General features: G+C 41.2%; 21 protein-coding genes. 19 read left to right on the forward strand and 2 right to left on the reverse strand.

Annotated features, from left to right (window positions below; translation table 11 throughout):
• The first annotated feature begins 590 nt into the window (after positions 1–590).
• The 16 genes from AB5916_RS16415 to AB5916_RS16490 all read left to right on the forward strand — a co-directional run bounded on the left by AB5916_RS16415 (position 591) and on the right by AB5916_RS16490 (position 12,508).
• On the forward strand, positions 591–770 hold the full coding sequence (locus AB5916_RS16415) for a TipAS antibiotic-recognition domain-containing protein (RefSeq protein WP_244093072.1): 180 nt from the start codon (positions 591–593) through the stop codon (positions 768–770).
• Positions 771–1,039: 269 nt separating this feature from the next.
• Complete coding sequence (locus tag AB5916_RS16420) at positions 1,040–1,660, forward strand: methylated-DNA--[protein]-cysteine S-methyltransferase (RefSeq protein WP_158421636.1); 621 nt, start codon at positions 1,040–1,042, stop codon at positions 1,658–1,660.
• Between the two features lie 201 nt (positions 1,661–1,861).
• On the forward strand, positions 1,862–2,311 hold the full coding sequence (locus tag AB5916_RS16425) for a MarR family winged helix-turn-helix transcriptional regulator (protein WP_368191899.1): 450 nt from the start codon (positions 1,862–1,864) through the stop codon (positions 2,309–2,311).
• Complete coding sequence (locus AB5916_RS16430; protein ID WP_368191901.1) at positions 2,301–2,741, forward strand: hypothetical protein; 441 nt, start codon at positions 2,301–2,303, stop codon at positions 2,739–2,741. Before AB5916_RS16425 ends, AB5916_RS16430 begins: the two co-directional genes overlap by 11 nt.
• Positions 2,742–2,743: 2 nt before the next feature.
• Positions 2,744–3,424, forward strand: a complete 681-nt coding sequence (locus tag AB5916_RS16435; RefSeq protein WP_368191903.1) for a hypothetical protein — start codon at positions 2,744–2,746, stop codon at positions 3,422–3,424.
• 30 nt (positions 3,425–3,454) lie between these two features.
• The gene (locus AB5916_RS16440) at positions 3,455–3,577 is read left to right on the forward strand and encodes a hypothetical protein (protein ID WP_368191905.1); all 123 of its coding nucleotides are present in this window, start codon (positions 3,455–3,457) and stop codon (positions 3,575–3,577) included.
• A 28-nt stretch (positions 3,578–3,605) separates the two neighbouring features.
• Positions 3,606–4,112 (forward strand): flavodoxin family protein BilS, encoded by a 507-nt coding sequence (gene bilS, locus AB5916_RS16445; RefSeq protein WP_368191907.1) that lies wholly within the window; start codon positions 3,606–3,608, stop codon positions 4,110–4,112.
• A 148-nt stretch (positions 4,113–4,260) separates the two neighbouring features.
• A complete protein-coding gene (locus tag AB5916_RS16450) occupies positions 4,261–4,611 on the forward strand; it encodes a GntR family transcriptional regulator (protein WP_158421367.1) in 351 nt (116 codons plus the stop codon).
• A gap of 114 nt (positions 4,612–4,725) precedes the next feature.
• On the forward strand, positions 4,726–5,436 hold the full coding sequence (locus AB5916_RS16455) for an ABC transporter ATP-binding protein (RefSeq protein ID WP_368191909.1): 711 nt from the start codon (positions 4,726–4,728) through the stop codon (positions 5,434–5,436).
• Positions 5,430–6,155 carry a hypothetical protein gene (locus tag AB5916_RS16460; protein ID WP_368191911.1) on the forward strand — a complete coding sequence of 242 codons (726 nt, stop codon included), beginning with the start codon at positions 5,430–5,432 and terminating at the stop codon, positions 6,153–6,155. The genes AB5916_RS16455 and AB5916_RS16460 overlap by 7 nt, the downstream gene beginning before the upstream one ends.
• 197 nt (positions 6,156–6,352) lie before the next feature.
• Positions 6,353–8,950 (forward strand): ATP-dependent RecD-like DNA helicase, encoded by a 2,598-nt coding sequence (locus AB5916_RS16465; protein ID WP_368191913.1) that lies wholly within the window; start codon positions 6,353–6,355, stop codon positions 8,948–8,950.
• A gap of 169 nt (positions 8,951–9,119) precedes the next feature.
• Positions 9,120–9,785: a Crp/Fnr family transcriptional regulator gene (locus tag AB5916_RS16470; protein WP_368191915.1), complete on the forward strand. Its 666-nt coding sequence runs from the start codon at positions 9,120–9,122 to the stop codon at positions 9,783–9,785.
• A 185-nt stretch (positions 9,786–9,970) separates the two neighbouring features.
• Positions 9,971–10,444, forward strand: a complete 474-nt coding sequence (locus tag AB5916_RS16475; protein ID WP_368191917.1) for a nitroreductase family protein — start codon at positions 9,971–9,973, stop codon at positions 10,442–10,444.
• A 103-nt stretch (positions 10,445–10,547) separates the two neighbouring features.
• On the forward strand, positions 10,548–11,087 hold the full coding sequence (locus tag AB5916_RS16480) for a histidine phosphatase family protein (RefSeq protein WP_368191919.1): 540 nt from the start codon (positions 10,548–10,550) through the stop codon (positions 11,085–11,087).
• Between the two features lie 145 nt (positions 11,088–11,232).
• Complete coding sequence (locus tag AB5916_RS16485; protein ID WP_368191921.1) at positions 11,233–12,075, forward strand: NifB/NifX family molybdenum-iron cluster-binding protein; 843 nt, start codon at positions 11,233–11,235, stop codon at positions 12,073–12,075.
• Between the two features lie 88 nt (positions 12,076–12,163).
• Complete coding sequence (locus AB5916_RS16490) at positions 12,164–12,508, forward strand: cupin domain-containing protein (protein WP_173727184.1); 345 nt, start codon at positions 12,164–12,166, stop codon at positions 12,506–12,508.
• 80 nt (positions 12,509–12,588) lie between these two features.
• Here AB5916_RS16490 and AB5916_RS16495 read toward each other — a convergent pair whose 3' ends face one another.
• Positions 12,589–14,379 (reverse strand): flavin reductase, encoded by a 1,791-nt coding sequence (locus tag AB5916_RS16495; protein ID WP_368191923.1) that lies wholly within the window; start codon positions 14,377–14,379, stop codon positions 12,589–12,591.
• A gap of 186 nt (positions 14,380–14,565) precedes the next feature.
• Here AB5916_RS16495 and AB5916_RS16500 point away from each other — a divergent pair, with 186 nt between their 5' ends.
• Positions 14,566–15,207: a Crp/Fnr family transcriptional regulator gene (locus AB5916_RS16500; protein ID WP_158421356.1), complete on the forward strand. Its 642-nt coding sequence runs from the start codon at positions 14,566–14,568 to the stop codon at positions 15,205–15,207.
• Positions 15,208–15,254: 47 nt separating this feature from the next.
• On the opposite strand, the gene thrH is transcribed toward AB5916_RS16500, so the two are convergent.
• On the reverse strand, positions 15,255–15,857 hold the full coding sequence (gene thrH / locus AB5916_RS16505; RefSeq protein ID WP_368191925.1) for a bifunctional phosphoserine phosphatase/homoserine phosphotransferase ThrH: 603 nt from the start codon (positions 15,855–15,857) through the stop codon (positions 15,255–15,257).
• A gap of 501 nt (positions 15,858–16,358) precedes the next feature.
• Between thrH and AB5916_RS16510 the strand changes: the two genes are divergently transcribed.
• Both AB5916_RS16510 and AB5916_RS16515 read left to right on the forward strand, forming a co-directional pair.
• On the forward strand, positions 16,359–16,955 hold the full coding sequence (locus tag AB5916_RS16510) for a class I SAM-dependent methyltransferase (protein ID WP_368191927.1): 597 nt from the start codon (positions 16,359–16,361) through the stop codon (positions 16,953–16,955).
• 294 nt (positions 16,956–17,249) lie between these two features.
• Positions 17,250–18,932: a phospho-sugar mutase gene (locus tag AB5916_RS16515; protein WP_368191929.1), complete on the forward strand. Its 1,683-nt coding sequence runs from the start codon at positions 17,250–17,252 to the stop codon at positions 18,930–18,932.
• Positions 18,933–19,393 lie beyond the last annotated feature (461 nt).

Raw genomic sequence — 19,393 nt, forward strand, 5'->3', positions numbered from 1 at the left:
GTATTACCCGTTAGCAAAACCTAAAACGTACTATTGTTTATATTGAAGCGAATGTTACTATGAGGAGCCGTATGCGGAAAAGCCGCACGTACGGATCTGTGAGGGGCTAAGATTGAGAGGTCTTAGTCTACTCGACTGTCAATGACAGGTGACATTGAAAGAGCCAGCCCATTCAAGGTGTTGGCTCTTTCAAAAATTCCATTCTAATAAATCGCACGACAACTTAGCGAAAAATAAGCTCCCCATTAGCAAAAAAGTGAATATTTCGCGCCAGCGACACCATCAGCACGCTTTTGAACTCCACCTATACGAACGATAGCTACACTTGACAGGCAATTCACACAATAGTTCCACTTTTAATAGATCCTTTTGTAGAATTATATATGAGGATTACCTCAAATTTTACAGAAGGGAGGCCTGTCATTATGGCCAATAAGATTAATGCCAAGCTCATTCTTGAGCTTAATGCATCAGGGCTGTCAAGAAATCAGATAGCCGCGACCAGACATATGTCTAAACATTCCGTAAACTATCGATGAGAACTCTCTGACGGATACCTTCAAGATTTTTCTTTAAAAGAAGCCGGAGAGATGAATAATATTAATCCAGCATCTGATGATGCACAGAATCTTGTAAGAAGAATACAGGATTATATTACCCAAAACTTATATACTTGTACAAATAAGATTTTGCGTGGATTAGGAAAAATGTCTGGTGGAAGTGCAGAAAATACGGTAATGAGTGGAAATCAGTTATTAATGCCCGTTTGATTTGGCGAAAAAATCTCGTTGCGTATTTATGTATAATGCGCTTATAATGAATGTACAGAAAAACAGCAGAAATATTTTCATAAAATGGAAGTTGTAAGAAATGAGCATGCAGACAGATTGTGAAATTTTATAAGTCCGAAACATACAAGACATTGCAGGAAACAGAAAATGGATTATGGGCAGAATCGGCAGAATATATAGCTGATAGGTATTATGAGGAAGCATGAGAATTCAAATTTCTAATTATGGAAATATACAGGGGAATCTTTATGATCAAACGGAAAGAAGCACTGGAGTTTGGCTTATCATTTCAGGATACATATGAGGAAAGGCCTTTCCATGACCAGACCTGGCAGCTGGTAAGAGTAAAGGAAAGTAAAAAAGCGTTTCTGTGGATTTTTGAGCGTAATGGATATGTTAATCTGAATGTAAAAACAGATCCGGAATGGCGTGATTTTTGGCGAAGTACATATGAAGCAGTAACTGCAGGATACCACCAGAATAAGGAACACTGGAATACCATTGTTCTGGATGGAACAATACCAGATAAAGATATTAAAAGGATGATATCTGAAAGCTATGACTTGGTCACGTACAGCCCAACAAAACGGATTTATGAGGCTGTTAAAAAAATACCAAAAGGCTGTGTGGCAACCTATGGAAAAGTGGCAGAGATGGCAGGAAATCCAAGAATGTCAAGAGCTGTGGGAAATGCACTTCATAAAAATCCGGACCCGGAGCATATTCCATGCTATCGTGTAGTAAATTCCAAAGGAGAGCTAGCTGGAGCATTTGCTTTTGGCGGCGAAAACGTACAGAAAAAACTGTTGGAAGCAGATGGGATTGAAGTTATCAATGGAAAAGTAGATTTGAAAAAGTACGGATTATAGTACAGCAGCTTCTGTGTACGAAAGAATGAATTTAACCGAATCAAGTAAGTTCCCTGGGTCGGTTGCGAAAAGTAATAAGCAGTTAGTCTATGAAAAATAGGCCAGCTGCTTTTTTTTTGGCTTTTTTTATGCCAAAAAGAATTGACATAGCTGAAGAGTTACACTATAATCGTTCTAAAAAGAACGATAAAGGAGGGCGAGATGTATTTCTGGGATAAGCATAAAACAATTACAAGTTATTATGAATTGCTTTCCAGCCAGATATGTGACCAGTATGGGTTAACTCAGATGGAATATGATATACTTATGTTCCTGCATAATAATCCGCAGCATAATACTGCAGCAGAAATAGTAAAGATTAGAAAATCAACCAAATCACATGTTTCAACTTCGTTAAAAAAATTGGAAAACAAAGGATTTATTGAAAGAATACAAAGTGAAGACAATAAAAAACATATTGAGATTGTTTTGCTGGATAAGGCAGAATTAATTGTGGAAGCAGGAATAAACGTACAAAAACAGTTTGCACAAAATGTTTTAAGCGGATTGACAGAAGAAGAAACGCATATGTGTATCAAGGTTTTCAATAAGATTTGCAATAATGCAGAGGAGTATTTGAGGAAATATAAGGAGAGAGTGGATGAAAGCTAGATTTTGTGTAAAAAGGAAAACATTGCTTCTGATTGCCGGAATCGTGTGGATGATAGCTGGTTTTAATGTTGCCAGATTAGGAGTATTATCCTACTTGAATATTGAAAGAAAGTGGTATTTGTATTTTATATCAATATTGGTATTTATTCTTTTTGGCTTAATGTTCTTCAAAATGAGCCAGAAACATACAAGACGAATCCTGGAATATGAAGAGTACCGGCCATTTTGGAATTTCTTTGATCTAAAAGCATATTTAATTATGACCTGTATGATGAGTGGCGGGATCGGATTTCGAGCAGCAGGTATATTTCCAGAGATGTTTATTGCATTTTTTTATTCTGGACTGGGCTTCGCTTTAGCATTAGCAGGAGTTATTTTTACCAGAAACTATTTGTTTTACAATCAACTGATAGAAGAGGAGCAGGATTAATAATGAGAGAGAATAATTACAAACCACAGATGCCCGATGTTATGGAGGCAATATTTGATGCAGCATATCTGATTTTTGATTTGGTTGCCGCAGTGTTGTTTTTTATATTTTCAAAAGGAAACACCTTATTTGTACTTTATGGAGCATTAACATTGACGCTTTGTGGTGGGGATGCATTCCATCTGGTGCCAAGAATTATCAGGGCAGTACAGGGCAGCAGTGATAAAATAAAGAGACAGCTTGGAATTGGATTACAGGTATCATCTATTACAATGACGGTATTTTATATTATTTTAATGTATATATGGAAATTAACATTTCCAGAAATAACATTGCCGGTGGCGATTCAGGCTGTAATCTGGATATCAGCAGTTATCAGAATTGTTATATGTATGTTTCCACAGAATAACTGGTGCACAGATGAAGGAAATATGAAACTGTCTATTATCCGGAATGCAGTTTTTGTGGTTACAGGTATAGGGATAATTATTCTGTATTTAATATCAGGAAATACCTATGGATATCATATGACAAGGATGGCTGCAGCTATTATCATTTCTTTTGGCTGTTATCTTCCAGTAACTTTATTCAGTAAAACAAAACCAAAGGTTGGATTACTAATGATACCAAAAACTTGTGCATATATGTGGATCATCGCAATGGGGCTTCAACTTTTATTTTAACTCCCATTTTGTATTGGAGGTGCTGTTTATATGGAGTATATAGCACATAAAGACGGTGAAAGAGTACAGACAGTAAAAGAACACTTATATGGTACAGCAGAATTAGCAGGATCTTTTGCAGAAAAGTTTGGGAATACTGTTTATATGTTATAATACCATTTTCAGAAGGAGATGATAAGGTTTGAAGAGAGAGAATTATTCGATAGTATTCAGCAGCTTAACAGGTAATACGAAGAAGCTTGCGGATGTAATTCATGAAACACTGCCTAAGAATGAGTGTGATTATTTTGGCACGATTGAAGCTCAGGTACCTCAATCAAAGTTGCTGTATGTAGGATTTTGGACAGACAAAGGGAATGCGGATCATAAAACTTTGGAATTGTTATCCAAATTAAAAAATAAAAAGATTTTTCTTTTTGGTACAGCTGGTTTTGGCGGAAGTGATGTATATTTTCAGAAGATTCTGGGACAAATCAGGCAGTCCATTGATTCAAGCAATGTTATTGTCGGAGAATATATGTGTCAGGGGAAAATGCCGCAGTCTGTGAGGGAACGTTATCTGAGGATGAAAGAGAATCCGGAGCATCCGGCGAATCTTGATATGCTGATTGACAATTTTGACCGTGCGTTGTCTCATCCTGACATGGATGATCTGCAAGGGCTGCAAACAGCAATTACGAAAGAATGACTTGCTCTTTGAGAGGGGGGAAATCCTTTTCTCAAAGGGCTTTTTTTATGCAAAGATGCCGATGTAAAAAAACAGATATAAAAAACTTGACAATCATAATGACTTAGTGTATTATCTAACTATAACAGCGATACACAAGGAGGATATTATGGAATATAATCCCACATTGCCCATCTATCTTCAGACAGCCAATGCGATCAAGCGGGACATTGTAACGGGCAAGCTTCCCCCGGGAGCGAAGCTTCCATCTGTACGTGACCTGGCGGTGGAATATACTATCAACCCCAACACAGTCAGTCGAGTGTATAAAGAACTGGAAAGTGAGGGTGTATGCTTTACCAGACGAGGCATGGGAACCTTTGTTACAGAAGATTCAGCGAAGATAGATATGCTTAAGAAAGAGATGGCAGGCACTTTAATACGGGATTTTCTGGAGGGAATGGAGCAGCTTGGGTATTCCAGGCATGAGGCTATCACCTTTCTGGAAAATGAAAAATGAAACCGGCGCATCTTGCAGTATGAATGTTTGGACATTTTTGGAGTCAAGTGGATATTTGCAACCCCACAGGGGCTTACTTGACACGGTTAAAATAATGATGAGGAGAATATGAAAATGGTTTTGGAAAGCAGAGAAGCAACAAAAACATATGGAAGAAAAACTGCTGTGGATCATGTATCCTTGGAATTGGAGGCAGGGTTTGTATATGCCATGCTGGGTCCTAACGGAAGTGGGAAAACCACCTGGATGAAGATGGCAGCAGGACTTGTGAAGCCAAATAGTGGTGGGATTCTTTACCAGAATCAGCCTATAGGCATCGAGAGCAAGAAAGAGATCGCCTATATGTCCACAGAACCCTACTTTTACAGCTGGATGACGGTAGCAGATGTGGGAAAATATTATGAGGATTTCTTTGATGATTTTTCTATGGAAAAATATCATCAACTGATTACCAGTATGGAACTTACCGAAGATATGAGAGCCAAAAAGCTTTCTTCCGGTATGATGGCGAAGCTGAAAATAGCAGTAACTATGGCTCGAAAGGCGAAAATTTATCTGTTGGATGAACCATTGAACGGTATTGATCTTCTGGCAAGAGATGAGATTATGAGAACGATTCTGGCGTCCATTGAACCAGATGTGACGATGGTGATTTCCAGCCACCTGATCGATGAACTGGAGCGTGTGGCAGACGCTGTGCTTTTTCTGAAGGAGGGGCATCTGATCCGGCAGTGTATGGTAGAAGAATTACGTATCAGCCAGCACAAATCTGTAGCTGATCTGTATCGTGAAATTTATGGACATGGAGGAGAGGCAGTATGTTAAAGTTGATGAAATATGAATTTCGTAAAACCGCATTTTCAAAATTGATTTTATTATGCATTACCATGGTTGTGGAAATTGTATATTTACTGGGCGTTTTTTTGAAGAAAGACAACCTGCTTTTTATAGGGATTATGTTACTGACCTTATGTGCTACCGCCGGAATCCTGTACATTGGTCTGGAAAGCATAAATGTTTTGCAGCGGGATCTGAACACGAAACAAAGCTATATGTTGTTTCTTACCCCAAGGAGCAGTTATCAGATCCTTGGAGCCAAGATTTTGGAAAATGGAATTTCTATTTTGCTGACAGGAGTATTTTTTGCAGTTCTGGCAGTGATTGATATAGCCGTAGGCAATTATAAAGAACTTTGGGATATGTTGTACAGGTTCCTGGATATGAATATGAATATATCCATTGATCCCTGGGTGATCGCTTTTAACTTCTTCTCAGCTTTGGCCGGCTGGATCACATGTATTGTAAGTGCGGATTTAGCTGTGATCTTATCTGCCAGTGTGTTTGCTGGTAAGAAGGCTAGTGGAATCATAGCCTTTATTATTTTCATTATCCTGACCACCCTTCTGGGAATGGGTATGGATATGCTTCCGGAACTGAATAGTATAGAACTTACCCTTGCTCTTGATATAGCGGTATCTTTCCTGGCTGCTGCGATTTTTTATCTGATCAGCGGCTGGATTATGGATAAGAAGCTAAGCGTATAGAAAAAGTAAATTCATAAAAAATCAATAAAAGAAATCAGCAAAAGAAATATCAGTACAATCAGTAAAAGCAAAGTAAAAGCAAAATTAGTAAAAGTAATATCAGTTAAGCTCTTTCTGTGATAAAATCAGAATCATGGAAAGGGCTTTTATGTATACTTGAGCTGAGACAGAAATGATGTGTAGAAAAGAGGTATGAGATGGAGCATCTGCGCTGCGTGGTGGAGAGAATTACATATCAGAATGAAAATAACGGCTATACAGTGCTGAAATGTGCAGTGAAGGATTACAGTGATCTGGTTACAGTGGTTGGCGCTATGCCGGATACTCACGTAGGTTCGGTTCTTTCACTGGAAGGTATGTGGAAAGTGGATGCCAGATATGGGAGACAGTTTTCTGTAGAAAAATTTGAAGAAACACTTCCGGCAACGGTTTACGGGATTGAGAAATATCTTGGTTCCGGACTGGTGAAAGGGGTTGGACCAAAGTTCGCAAAAAAGATTGTTGAAACATTCGGAAAAGAGACTTTAAATGTGATTGAGGACACACCAGAGGAATTGCTGAAAATACCAGGGATTGGGAAAGTGCGTGTAGACAGGATCACAACAAGCTGGCAAGAACAGAAAGAGATCAAGAACATTATGCTGTTTCTTCAAAGCCATGAAGTGAGCACTTCCCATGCCACAAAGATTTTTAAAACCTACGGAAGTGAAAGCATCGCCATTGTAAAAGAAAATCCATATCGCCTGGCTGACGATATCTGGGGGATCGGGTTTAAAACAGCAGATGCCATTGCGCAGAAGATGGGTATTGATAAGGGAAAATTTGTCCGTCTGCGCAGCGGTATTTTTTACACTCTTAATAAGCTGGCAGAGGCAGGGCATTGCTATGCAACAAGAGAGCAGCTGATCAGCAAAGCAGGAGAACTTCTGGAGGTAGAAGAACCGGAGCTGGAGATCACTTTGGATGAAATGCTGCGTACCAACGATGTGATCCGGGACCAGGCAGAGGAACAGGAAGCTATCTATTTGCCGCCTTATTATTTTGCTGAAAGCGGATGTGCCAGAAGACTGATCCGTCTGATGAAGGCTGATGCCGCAAAGCGAGAAGATCCGGAACGGATTTTATCCAAGGTGGCGGATGCATCAAAAATCACCTATGATGAGACCCAATGGCTGGCAGTTAAAACGGCGATTTCTTCTAAAGTAATGGTGCTGACAGGAGGGCCAGGCACAGGCAAGACCACTACAACACTGGGGATCATTTCAGCATATCAACAGGCTGGCTGTAAGATCATTCTGGCTGCACCTACAGGACGAGCTGCAAAAAGAATGAGCGAGGCTGCCGGCATGGAGGCAAAGACCATTCACAGGCTGTTAGAATATAAACCGCCGGAAGGGTATCAGAAGAATGAGGAGCATCCTCTTGAGGGAGATGTGCTGATCCTGGATGAGTGCTCCATGATCGACATTATGCTGATGTACAATCTTTTAAAAGCATTGCCGGAACAGATGTCATTGATCCTGATTGGAGATACAGATCAGCTGCCCAGTGTTGGTGCTGGAAATGTACTTCGGGATATTATAGCTTCCCAAAGGGTTCCTGTGGTGCGTCTTACACAGATTTTCAGGCAGGCACAAGGGAGCCGGATCATTATGAATGCTCATCGGATCAACCGGGGGGAGTCGATTGATATGCGTGGCGGGAAGGAATCAGATTTTTTCTTTGCTTCAAAGACAACCAATCAGGAAGTTGTGGATACCATTGTCCAGTATTGCAAAATGAATCTGCCCAGGTATTACCATATGGATCCATTTACAGATATTCAGGTGCTGACACCTATGCAGCGGGGAGAATGCGGGGCGGTTCATTTAAACCAGGTGCTGCAGGAGGCTATGAATCCCTCCAGGATCTTTTTGCGGCGAGGTGGGACACAATATCGGCTTAAGGATAAGGTGATGCAGATTCGTAACGATTACGATAAAGAAGTATTTAACGGGGATATTGGCACCATTACCAAGGTGGATATGGAAGAGCGTGAACTGACGGTTCTGTTTGACGATCGTGAAGTGGTTTATGATGTGACAGAACTGGAGGAGCTTTCCCTTGCCTATGCAGTAACCATCCACAAGGCACAGGGCAGTGAGTATCCTATTGTGGTTATGCCGTTTACTATGAGTCATTTTGTGATGCTGCAAAGAAATCTCCTTTATACAGGTGTGACCAGGGCAAAAAAGATCCTGGTGCTGGTGGGGGAGAAAAAAGCTGTATATTATGCTATCAAAAATGAAACCACTGCAGGGCGGAATACATGTCTGGCCAGGCGGCTGCAGGAAAACAGCAGGGAATCCAAAAAAGCACAGTTTGCAGATAAAACTTCCAAAGAAAAAATGATCGTTTACAAAGGTGGTATTCAACCTTCTATGATATGTGAAACACCAACGGTCTATGAAGGGAATTTGTGGAAACGCCTTTCCCAATCCAAATTCAGAAGCAGTTTTTCCTTAAAGGCGAACGACAGGAATTATGTGTCAGAAAAAGGGATGGCTAAGGTACGGGAACATGCAATTGATTTTATCAGTAAAAGACTGGCACCTGCCAATCTGCCAAATGATGGCAGGCAGACCCCTATGCGAGGTCATCCGGTGTTTGTTGCTCAGCATGCAACGGCTACCTGCTGTAGAGGATGTCTGGAAAAATGGCATCGTATTCCAAAAGGAAGAGAACTGATGTGGGAGGAGCAGGAGTATGTGGTGGATGTGATCATGGAATGGATCAGCAGGGAAATGAAAAAATAAAAATTGCAGTTTATTAGTCTATAATGTATAATAAAGATGACTGCTCACTGAGGGGAGAATCATTGTAAAAGTGAGCAGTAATTTTATAATCTTTGTAAGATATATAAAACTATAAATAATGTTTTATATATCTTAAGACTATGAGGAGGGTACTGAAAGAAAAGAGCTGATGACAGGAAACAAAAGTATGGTGAACGGGAAATACAAAACAAATCAGGGTGCGTTGGAAGGACTGAACGAAACACAGGAACTTAAAACATTTTATCAGAGGATCATGGGGATCAGAGAAGAGACAGCAGTGCAAGAACTGGCAGAGCATTCAGAATTATTAAGTCTGAAAGCAAAAACAATACTGTTAAAAGAAAATGATAAGGTAGAACGGATTCATTTTCTATATAAAACAGGGGGAATCGTGAAAGCCTACTATGATACCCGTAAAGGGAAAAAACAGATTCATTGCTTTGCATACCTTCCAGGTGAGCCGTTGGTGGGAATCATGAACATAGACAAAAATATGACTTCTTTTGTGACTACTGAACTGGTGACAGACTGTGAGATCGTGAGCGCTTCAGCCGATGATATCTACCGGCTGTCAAGGAAAAGTATAGATGTAGCACTGGCCTGTACACGGATGCAGGGGATTTCCTCCATAAGAGAATATGAATATGAAAAGATGATACTTTCCTATAATCCATTACAAAGATATGAATATTTCGTTGAAACATATCCAGAAATTGTGGATAAAGTAAGCAAAAAAGAAATAGCATCCTATCTGAATATGACTCCCGAAAGTTTGAGCAGGGTATTGAAAAAATATAAGGAATTGCATGGGTGATACGATGAAATAACAATTGGGGAAGAGAATATTCATTTTGGTTATTTGGCATGATTTGTATTATTCATAATGCATGAAAAGCTCTTCTGTGATAAAATGAGATCACAGCAAGAGCTTTTTCACACCAGCAAAATACAGATTTTTATACATGGAGGAAAAGTAAGATGAACAGTATTTTTCACAGAGTGAGTATCAGAAAATATCAGGATAAAGAAGTAGATCAGGAAAAGATTGAGAAGCTGTTAAGGGCGGCTATGGCTGCGCCATCCGCACATAATCAGCAGCCATGGGAGTATTATGTTGTCAGCGATAAGAACATTATTGAGCAGCTGTCACAGGCTTCACCTTATACAAAATGTGCAAAAGATGCACCGGTGGTATTTGTTCCATGTTATCGGTCAGAGGGGGCTGCACCGGAGTACTTCCATATTGATATGAGTGCTTCTGTAGAAAACCTGCTGTTAGAGGCAGATGAGCTTGGACTTGGGGCTGTATGGATGGGAATTGCACCGGGCACAGACCGGATGGAAACTGTAAGAAAAATCCTGAATCTTCCGGAAAATCTGAATGCCTTTGCGATTGTGCCCTGTGGCTATCCGGCAGAAGAAAGAAAACAGCAGGATCGTTATGAGGAAAGCAGGGTTCATTATATCCGATAAATCCAACTGCTGTGTGAAAAATTTTTTTCTATGATCTGTGGCGTATCAGCGGGAAAAAGATTTCTATACAGAAAATAAAAGAACAGGATGACAAAAGAAGAAAATGGGTTGTGTATATTTTGTAAGGCACGGACAGACTGTGTGGAATGTAGAAAATAAAATATGTGGTGCTACTGACATAGCACTTACAGAACTGGGCCATCAGCAAGCAATTGAGACAGGGAAAATGCTTAAGAAGCAGGGTATCCAGGCTGATGAGATCCTGTATTCCCCACTGATCCGGGCAGCAGAGACTGCCCGGCATATCTCAGAGATCACCGGTATTCCAGGAAGGATGGAGCCAAGGCTGAAGGAGCAGAATTATGGCAAATGGGAATCAACGGCCCGTGATGGTCTGGCATTTAAAAAAGCCAAGGAAGATTTCTGCTGCAGATATGAAGGCGGAGAGTCAATGCTCCAGCTGGCACAGAGGATTTACAATCTTTTGGATGAGATTCAAAAGGAAGCTGACAGGAAGACATATATTCTGGTTGCGCACAATGGGATTGCACGAGTGGTAAACTCCTATTTTTATGAGATGAGCAATCAGGAATATGCAGCGTTTGGAGTGAAAAACTGTGCTGTTGTCAGATACGATTTCTGATATGGCTATGGCGGGCGCTGCAGAATAGGGGCAGGGCAGAAGAAAACCAGATACATAGGCAGAAACCAGATACGTTTTCCTTGCTTTCCATAGGCAGAAGGTCTATACTAAACAGACAACTATGCATTGAAATGGGAGGTTTCAAATGAAAATTGCAGTAACTTATGACAACGGAAACATTTTTCAGCATTTTGGAAAAACAGAGAATTTTAAAGTATACGAGACAGAGGATCAGAAAGTGGTATCCAGTGAAGTGATCAGCTCCGATGGTAAAGGACATGGGGCACTTGCAGTGCTTCTTGAAGAACAGGGCGTGAATGTACTGATCTGTGGCGGCCTTGGAGGCGGAGCACAGACTGCTCTTGCAGAAGCAGGGATCGAAGTTTGCTCAGGTGCCAGCGGGGATGCTGACCAGGCAGTAGAAAGCTATCTGAAGGGCGAACTGGCATCTGCAGGTGTCAACTGTGACCATCATCACGGGGAAGGCCATTCTTGTGGAAGCCATGAAGAAGGTCATTCCTGTGGTGGCTGCAGCAGCTGTGGCTCACAGCCGGCGATTACAGGTAAAAATGTGGGAAAAATCTGCAGAACGCATTACAGAGGAACCTTTAATGATGGTACACAGTTTGATTCTTCTTATGACCGGGGAGAACCTTTGGAATTTATATGTGGAGCAGGTCAGATGATCAAAGGCTTTGATGCAGCAGTGGCAGACATGGAAGTTGGAGAGGTCGTAGATGTACATCTGATGCCGGAAGAAGCTTACGGTATGCCTAATCCGGATGCTGTTTTTACAGTTGAGATCGCACAGCTTCCAGGTTCAGAGGATCTGACTGTAGGCCAGCAGGTATATCTGTCTAATCAGTACGGCCAGCCATTTCCTGTAAAAGTAACAGCAAAGGATGAGACAAATATTACTTTGGATGCCAATCATGAAATGGCAGGCAAAGAATTGAATTTCAGGATCGAGTTAGTAGAAGTAAAATAATGCGGTATTTGGCATCGTAACTATGAGGGTGATGAACGGTTATGATCATTCTTGGCAATATATTACAAAAATTCAGGAGGATTAAATCATGGTATACAAGAAGGAAAATATGACCACTTCGGTGCGGAGCAATTTAAAAGGCGGCGAAGGAGATATTTCTTTTATTAATTTTGCAGATTGTACTGACTTTAAGAACTGTCGTCTGCTGTCTCAGATGACGATTCCGGTAGGAGGAAGCATTGGAGAGCATACCCATATTAATGAATCTGAGTATTACATTATAACTGAAGGAACCGGTATGGCAGTAGATAATGGAGTTGAGAAAGCAGTGGAAAAAGGTGATCTGGTGGTAACAGCCCATGGAGAATCCCACAAGCTTATAAATACCGGAGATATTCCCATGAAGGTAATTGCGATTATCATTACATATTAATCATGTTCATTATGAAAAGTCCCATCCGTCAGGCTATGGAGCCATCCGGATGGGACTTTTCTGATAGAGTAGAGAAGAAATCAGCCAATCGGCTCGAAATCAATTGCACCATGCTTGCAAAGCGGACAAATGAAGTCTTCCGGAAGCTCATCTCCTTCGTAGATGTAGCCGCAAACTTTACAAACAAAGCCTTTTTTGCCCTCTGTCTCAGGCTGAGGTTTTACATGCTTCTGATAATAAGTATAAGTCATAGTATCCTGATCACTCATAACACGGGCTTCAGTTACCTGACAGATGAACATTCCGTGAGTGCCAAGATCCACGTATTGCTCTACTTTCAAGGACATAAAAGCATTAATATATTTATCCAGGAAAACAAGACCATTGTCTGAGCGACAAATTTTTTGTCCTGCAAATTTGTCCACGCTTCGCCCTGTCTGGAATCCGAACTGCTGGAAAACAGAGAATGGTGCATCCACAGACAGGCAGTTTACATTCATGACGCCGGTCTGTTTGATAATATGGTGGGAATAATTTTCTTTATTAATATTTACAGCCACACGGTTGGGGGTATCTGTAAGCTGTGTGACAGTATTGACGATCAGGCCGTTATCCTTTTTACCGTCATTGGATGTAACTACATATAGACCGTAGCCAATACGGAATAAAGCAGTCAGGTCATTTTTGTTGGCAAGCTGGTCATTCTGGGCAATATATTCCTTGCAAAGCTCAGCTGCCATAGCTTCCAGCTGATCCATATTTTCCTGATTTACTGCAGACAGGATCTTTACTGTAGTATCCAGCCAGTTGATCTTTTTGCATCCGGAAAGAAGCTCTTTCATCACCTTTGCTGCCAGAGGAGCCCAGGAACCATTCTCGATCAGACCAACGGTACGGTTCTGGAAATTATGCTCAGCCAGGCGGGTAAGATAGTCATGCATAAATGGATAAACACTGGCATTATAGGTGGTAGTTGCAAGAACCAGTTTGCTGTAGCGAAAAGCGTCAGACAGAGCCAGAGACATGTCGTCTCTTGCAAGATCATAAACCACAACCTTGGGACAGCCTTTGCTTTTCAGTTTGTCTGTCAGGATTTCAACTGCCTTTTTGGTATGACCATAAACAGAAGTGTAAGCGATCACAATTCCTTCTTCTTCAGGGGTATAGGAGGACCATTTGTCATAAAGACTGATATAATGACCAAGATCCTGGGAAAGAACTGGGCCGTGAAGAGGACAGATCACCTGTATATCCAAAGTTGCGGCAACCTTCAGAAGAGACTGAACCTGCGGGCCATATTTGCCTACGATCCCAATAAAATATCTTCTTGCTTCGTCATCCCAGTCTTCATCCACATCCAGGGCGCCGAATTTGCCAAAGCCATCTGCCGAGAAAAGAACCTTGTCTGTGCTGTCATAAGTTACCATTACTTCCGGCCAGTGAACCATAGGAGCAAAAACAAAAGTAAGATTATGAGAACCAAGGCAAAGAGTGCCTCCGTTTTTCACTTCCAGCTTCTGACCGTCAAGATCCAGGTCAAAGAAGTTCTTGATCATGGTGAAAGTTTTCGCATTTGCAACTACGGTAGTATCTGGATAAACTTTCAGAAAATTTGCTACATTTGCAGCGTGGTCCGGTTCCATATGCTGGACGATTAGATAATCAGGCTTTCGGTTGTTCAGTATTTGCTGAAGATGATCCAGCCATTCATGGGTGAAATTAGCATCTACAGTATCCATAACTGCAATTTTGTCGTCAAGGATCACATAGGAATTATATGTCATTCCATTAGGAACAGCATACTGTCCTTCAAAAAGATCTACCTGATGATCATTTACGCCAACATATTTAATGCTATCTGTGATTTTCATGCTTTTGCCCTCACTTTTATTTCTTGATTCATATTTATGTGCCTTAAAAATTTTATGAGTTTCTGTTTTTATGTTTCCTGATGATGAAAGTATACCCTGAAACAGGAGAAAAAGCTGTTGCAAATGCAACAAAATCTATATTTTTTTATAAAAAAGAATGATATACTGTAACCAGGGAGGAATATCATGGAACATATTACACTTTTTACAAAAATTTCACCAGAGGAGCAGGAGCTGATGCGGGTTTGCTTCTGTGCAAGGGAAACAACCTATCAGAATAATGAAACCATCATGGAATATTCTTCTGTTATGAAAAAGATTGGGCTGATGATGGAGGGACAGGCGCTTTTGTACTGTTGCGACGCAGATGGGAATGAATATATTATAGATGAATTGAAGAAGGATAGTGTTTTTGGGGAACCTTTTCTATTATCCGGGGATTCACAGCATTATTATGTGCGCGCCCAAAAAATGGCACGGGTAATGTTTATTGATTATGAACATGTGATCAAGCGATGCGAAAAAGCCTGCTGGCATCACAGCCAGATGGTCAGCAATCTGCTTCAGATGACTGCCCTGCATGCCGGGCAGCAGACAAACCGGATTTATATGCTTTCCAGATCGACTACACAGAAGAAGCTTCTTGCTTATCTGAACTGCATAGCCGCTGAAAAGCATAAAAAAGATATTACAATATCAATGTCTTATACAACTCTGGCCCAGTATCTGGGAGTGGACAGAAGTGCTATGATGCGTGAGCTGAAAAGCCTGGAGGATCAGAAGATCCTGCACAGGGAAGGGCGCATCATCCATCTGCTGACAGAATAAGCGCTCCTGTTCCTTGGCACAGAGCATTAAAAGGACGTATTTATTTTTTATTGGATTACTTTTTTGATGGCATCATAAAGCTCATCATAAGTCTCAAAAGCAGGAATGGCCGGGTATTCAGCCTTAATAGCATCTGTGCTCTTAAACAGGAAGCCTGCTTTGCTGGCCTGTATCATGCCCAGATCATTATGGCTGTCTCCGCTGGCAATAGTGTCATAGCCGATAGACTGAAGGGCTTTTACAGTAGTATATTTTGATTTTTCACAGCGCATTTTAAAATCAAGGATCTCACCATCAGGGGCAACTACCAGAGAGTTGCAGAAAATGGTAGGATATCCCAGCTTTTTCATTAAAGGTCCTGCAAACTGGGAAAAAGTATCACTGATAATGATCACCTGGGTCAGTTCTCTTAACTTGTCCAGAAATTCTTTTGCTCCGGGAAGCGGATCGATCTTTGCGATGGTTTCCTGGATCTCTTTCAGGCCAAGGCCATGCTCTTTCAGAATCCCAATACGATATTTCATAAGCTTATCATAATCCGGCTCATCTCTGGTGGTGCGCTCTAATTCAGGAATGCCGGTCTCTTTGGCAAATGCGATCCAGATTTCCGGTACTAATACACCTTCCAGGTCTAAACATACGATTTCCATTTTTCCTCCGTTCTGAAGGGGCTGTAGTGTGTCAGTCCCATCCTTGCAAGTATTTTATTAAAACATCCTTATTATAGCGAAAAAAGACAGAATCCGCTATATAAAATTGTAGTTAGTTCAGCTAAGCGGGCGATGGAATTTACAATTTCATTTTGCGAAATATCGCTGATAATTGATTCTGCAATACACCTAAATGCTGCAAATATGATATACTTCAGATATAGTGCGCCAACCGTAACTTCCATAGGGCGTGTATATCAAACCTTAATTTTGGATGTGATGGGGTTATATGACATTATAGTTGAAGCAATAAAAAAGTATTTGGTTCATTTATTAGTGATGAGATATCCGATTTTAATTCAAGTGTGTATTACCGCAATCCAGATTATATAAAATGCTCTTATGAGCTGGTATCACAGAAATAATATGCTTACACTGATTTTGTAATTGATATGAAAATATGAAACAGAGAAAGAATGAAACCAAGAAAGAATGAAACCAATGAATCAAAGTGAAACACAATGGGATAAGCTTTTAAAAATAAAAACCACGGGCAGGGACGACACACATTCTGACCAGTACAGGTATCCCTATGAACCGACTGCTTATACTGTACTGGAACGTCTGGCGAACAGTGGATTGATCAGGAAAAATAACACAGTGCTGGATTATGGTACCGGCAAGGGGCGGGTATGCTTTTTTCTTTCTTATCAGACCAGATGCAGATCCATCGGTGTGGAGTATGATGAGCGGATTTATCAGGAAGCGGCGGCAAACAGATCAGCAGCCGTATCAGGCAGCCGTACTTCTTTTGTACTAAGCAGTGCTGAGAATTATGAGGTTCCGGCGGAAGTGGACAGATGCTATTTTTTTAATCCCTTTGCTTTGGAGATTTTACGGTCTGTTCTTGCAAGGATATATGAATCATATTACAGGAATCCAAGAAGCATGCTGCTGTTTTTCTATTATCCATCAGAAGAATATGTCAGCTTTCTGATGACGCAGGGGCAGTTGATGTTTTATGATGAAATTGACACCAGGGATTTGTTTCAGGGAGAAGATAGCAGGGAAAAAATTCTGATATTTGAGGTGATCTGATTTGGCTGACATAGCTGTAGATAATTTACATGACAGAAATGCAGGAAAAAAATAGCAGATTGATGATCGCTGACAAAATACGGCAGCACTGTGAGGCAATTGCGAGGACTGCGAGGTAACACTCTTCAAGCAATTGCGAGGTAACATTCTTCACGCATAGGATTACGAGGTAAAACTCTTCGAGCAGTTGCCGAGTGAACAAGAATATGTTATATTACAGTTAAATGTAGTTTGTTAAGAGTAATTTGTAATTGCAGTTAATTTCAAATCAAAATGAAAAGTGGGAGTGGTGATATGTACAAGGAAGAATATGAGCGCTGGCTGGCAGCAGATCTTGAAGATGCAGACCTGAAACCGGAATTATCAAAGATCAATGGAAATGACGAAGAGATCAAAGAGCGTTTTGCTGTGGCACTGAAGTTTGGAACTGCCGGACTTCGAGGCGTACTGGGCGCAGGTACCAACCGTATGAACATTTATGTGGTACGTCAGGCTACGCAGGGACTTGCCAATTGGGTAAAGACACAGGGCGGTTCCCAGACAGTTGCTATCAGCTATGACAGCCGTATTAAGAGTGATGTATTTGCAAAAACAGCAGCTGGGGTGCTGGCAGCCAATGGTATTAAAGTGCGCATTTACGATGCACTGATGCCTGTACCGGCTCTTTCATTTGCAACCAGATATTATGAGTGTAATGCAGGCGTTATGGTAACTGCATCTCACAACCCTGCGAAATATAACGGATATAAGGCATACGGTCCTGATGGATGTCAGATGACCGATGATGCTGCAGCCATCGTGTACGAAGAGATCCAGAAGACAGATGTGCTTACCGGTGCGAAATACATGTCTTTTGCAGAGGGTGTAGAGGAAGGCCTGATCCGTTTTGTAGGAGATGACTGTAAAAAGGCCCTTTATGAAGCAATTGAGTCCCGTCAGGTAAGACCAGGTCTTTGCAGCACTGCAGGCCTGAAGCTAGTGTACAGCCCGCTGAATGGCTCCGGACTGGTACCTGTTACACAGGTTCTGAAGGATATCGGTATTACAGATATTACCATCGTACCGGATCAGGAATACCCGAACGGCTACTTTACAACCTGCAGCTATCCTAATCCTGAGATTTTTGCAGCTCTTGAGCAGGGACTTAATCTTGCAGAAAAGACAGGCGCTGATCTGATGCTTGCCACAGACCCGGATGCTGACCGTGTGGGTATCGCCATGAAGTGCCCGGATGGTTCTTATGAATTGGTAAGCGGAAATGAAGTAGGTGTTCTTCTTCTTGATTATATTTGTGCAGGACGTATTGAGAAAGGCACTATGCCGAAGGATCCGGTAGCAGTGAAGTCTATTGTTTCCACACCCCTTGCAGATGCTGTGGCAGCTCATTATGGTGTAGAGATGCGTAACGTACTGACTGGCTTCAAGTGGATCGGTGATCAGATCGCACAGCTTGAAGAGGCAGGAGAAGTAGACCGCTTTATCTTTGGATTTGAGGAGAGTTATGGATATCTGGCAGGACCTTATGTAAGAGATAAGGATGCTGTGATCGGTTCCATGCTGATCTGTGAGATGGCTGCATATTACAGAAGTATCGGAAGTTCCCTGAAGCAGAGACTTGAGGAAATTTATGCAGAGTATGGCCGTTACCTGAATAAGGTTGACAGCTTTGAGTTCCCTGGACTTAGCGGTATGGATACTATGGCAGGAATCATGCAGAAGCTTCGTCAGGATCCGCCGACAGAGATCGCAGGCTATAAGGTAGTCAGCGTTGCAGACTATGAGAAGCCAGAGGAGACAGGGCTTCCGGCAGCGAATGTACTGATTTATAAACTGGAAAATAATGAGACAGTTATCGTTCGTCCGTCAGGAACAGAGCCAAAGATCAAGATTTATTACACAACTCTTGGAAAAGATCTGGAAGAGGCGCAGGCAGAGAAGGATAAGCTTGCAAAAGCATTGGAGCCCATTCTTGCCTGAGTAAGCAGAGTATAAACAGATACGTGGCCTTTTGGCGCCATCCACATAACCATATATGAAATAATGATCCCCTGTGCAGAATTTGGACAGACTTATGTCTGAGCCGATTCTGTATAGGGGATTTTTGCGCTATAGCCCAAACCTATTCCTGATTATCTTATTTCGGTATAATCAAATACATAAAACATATTGACTTGATATGAAAAATAGGATAATCTTCAGAAATAGAAAAATAACGCATAAAAGTGGCTTGATAAGGAGGATACACTATGAATCCAAGAATTGTTTATCCGGATATATTTAACATAAATATAGCAAGAATTCTCCTTCCTCTGCAGGTGGGAGGTGAACTGCGAAAAAACAAAAAGAACACTTGTTCTACGGCACAATCCGTGGTATAATAGAGTCAGTCGAAAATATAAATTGTTAGAAAAAGGACTGATTTGTATGGGAAAAACAGA

This window comes from Blautia sp. 1033sp1_1033st1_G9_1033SCRN_220408 (genome assembly GCF_040929965.1).
In the GTDB taxonomy this organism is placed as follows: Bacteria; Bacillota; Clostridia; order Lachnospirales; family Lachnospiraceae; genus Blautia_A; species Blautia_A ammoniilytica.

Coding starts and splice junctions, on each gene's coding strand:
- AB5916_RS16415 (WP_244093072.1), top strand. CDS start 591: ATGAATAATATTAATCCAGCATCTGATGATGCACAGAATCTTGTAAGA.
- AB5916_RS16420 (WP_158421636.1), top strand. CDS start 1,040: ATGATCAAACGGAAAGAAGCACTGGAGTTTGGCTTATCATTTCAGGAT.
- AB5916_RS16425 (WP_368191899.1), top strand. CDS start 1,862: ATGTATTTCTGGGATAAGCATAAAACAATTACAAGTTATTATGAATTG.
- AB5916_RS16430 (WP_368191901.1), top strand. CDS start 2,301: ATGAAAGCTAGATTTTGTGTAAAAAGGAAAACATTGCTTCTGATTGCC.
- AB5916_RS16435 (WP_368191903.1), top strand. CDS start 2,744: ATGAGAGAGAATAATTACAAACCACAGATGCCCGATGTTATGGAGGCA.
- AB5916_RS16440 (WP_368191905.1), top strand. CDS start 3,455: ATGGAGTATATAGCACATAAAGACGGTGAAAGAGTACAGACAGTAAAA.
- AB5916_RS16450 (WP_158421367.1), top strand. CDS start 4,261: ATGGAATATAATCCCACATTGCCCATCTATCTTCAGACAGCCAATGCG.
- AB5916_RS16455 (WP_368191909.1), top strand. CDS start 4,726: ATGGTTTTGGAAAGCAGAGAAGCAACAAAAACATATGGAAGAAAAACT.
- AB5916_RS16460 (WP_368191911.1), top strand. CDS start 5,430: ATGTTAAAGTTGATGAAATATGAATTTCGTAAAACCGCATTTTCAAAA.
- AB5916_RS16465 (WP_368191913.1), top strand. CDS start 6,353: ATGGAGCATCTGCGCTGCGTGGTGGAGAGAATTACATATCAGAATGAA.
- AB5916_RS16470 (WP_368191915.1), top strand. CDS start 9,120: ATGACAGGAAACAAAAGTATGGTGAACGGGAAATACAAAACAAATCAG.
- AB5916_RS16480 (WP_368191919.1), top strand. CDS start 10,548: ATGGGTTGTGTATATTTTGTAAGGCACGGACAGACTGTGTGGAATGTA.
- AB5916_RS16485 (WP_368191921.1), top strand. CDS start 11,233: ATGAAAATTGCAGTAACTTATGACAACGGAAACATTTTTCAGCATTTT.
- AB5916_RS16490 (WP_173727184.1), top strand. CDS start 12,164: ATGGTATACAAGAAGGAAAATATGACCACTTCGGTGCGGAGCAATTTA.
- AB5916_RS16495 (WP_368191923.1), bottom strand. CDS start 14,379: ATGAAAATCACAGATAGCATTAAATATGTTGGCGTAAATGATCATCAG.
- AB5916_RS16500 (WP_158421356.1), top strand. CDS start 14,566: ATGGAACATATTACACTTTTTACAAAAATTTCACCAGAGGAGCAGGAG.
- thrH (WP_368191925.1), bottom strand. CDS start 15,857: ATGGAAATCGTATGTTTAGACCTGGAAGGTGTATTAGTACCGGAAATC.
- AB5916_RS16510 (WP_368191927.1), top strand. CDS start 16,359: ATGAATCAAAGTGAAACACAATGGGATAAGCTTTTAAAAATAAAAACC.
- AB5916_RS16515 (WP_368191929.1), top strand. CDS start 17,250: ATGTACAAGGAAGAATATGAGCGCTGGCTGGCAGCAGATCTTGAAGAT.